Raw genomic sequence first — 1,153 nt, forward strand, 5'->3', positions numbered from 1 at the left:
CTCGAAACCAATGGCCCGGAGCTCGAGGCCTTGACGCGCGAGAACATATTGCAGCCGGTCTCCTCACCGACGTTCAACCAGATATTACCCTCCGCCCTCTTCGAGCATCGAAGCTGGATCGGAACGCGGCTCAACGTCATCACGTCGGCGTACAATACCAATCTGGTGCAGGCCRCTGATGTACCGAAGACGTGGACCGACTTCCTGAACCCGGCGTTCAAGGGCAAACTGGGCATTGAGGCCGAGGACTTCGACTGGCTCGCCGCCGTGGTGAAGAACTTTCCTTCGGAAGCCGAGGGAATCGATTTCTTCAAGAAACTTGCCGCCACCAATGGTCTTTCGGTACGCAAGGGTCACACGTTGCTGACCAATCTTACAGCGTCCGGCGAAGTGCCTATGTCGATGACCGTCTACCAGTACAAGGCGCAGCAACTGAAACAGGACGGCGCCCCGATAGAATGGTTTGGCATCGCGCCCATTCCGGCTCGCGTCAATGGCATCGGGGTTTCACGTCATTCGACTCATCCGCACGCGGCGCTCCTTTTCTATGAGTTCGAACTGACCGATGCTCAATCGATCCTGGCGAAGCGCGGCTTCACTCCGACGAACACATCGCTGTTTCCTTTGCCAGAGAATCTCAAGCTCAGCGTGATCGATTCAAAAATCGTCCTCGATGAGGGGAAGAAATGGCGGAACGTCTTCGACGAAGTCGTTTCTGCAAAGCCATAGAATAGTTGAGCGGCTATGTCGCTCATGACCGCCTCTCCARCCAAATTGCTTTTCTTCCAGGATCATGAACCAGTCTCAAGCAGCCGAAACCGCAGTGATCTCTACTCCCTCCGGCGAGAGCGTCGGGGGGAGATCCTATCTTGAGGCATGGGTAATAACGACGGGGCACGCGCTGACCCATTGGTATCCGGCCACATTTTATCTGTTGTTGCCTGTAATCGGAAAAGAGCTCGGTCTGAGTTACAGCGAGATCGGTACCGTTCTCACGGTCCAGTACATTGCCGGAGCTCTGTCCAATATTCCGGGTGGTCTCGTTGTCGATGCGATCGGCCGCAAGGGGCTTCTGATTGCTCTGTCACTTTTCTGGATCGGTTTTCCTTACCTTATCATGCGCTTTACCAACGCCTATTGGATGCTTGTTGTC

2 protein-coding genes are annotated in these 1,153 nt (G+C 54.8%); both read left to right on the plus strand.

Annotated elements, in window-relative coordinates; all coding sequences use genetic code 11:
* On the plus strand, positions 1 to 729 hold a 729-nt coding region (locus ACXJ5O_RS27690), incomplete at its 5' end, for an ABC transporter substrate-binding protein (protein WP_457302709.1).
* A 64-nt stretch (positions 730 to 793) separates the two neighbouring features.
* Positions 794 to 1,153, plus strand: a 360-nt coding sequence (locus ACXJ5O_RS27695) for an MFS transporter (protein WP_457302710.1), incomplete at its 3' end; no start/stop codon positions are given.

Source organism: Phyllobacterium sp. P5_D12 (assembly GCF_054049495.1).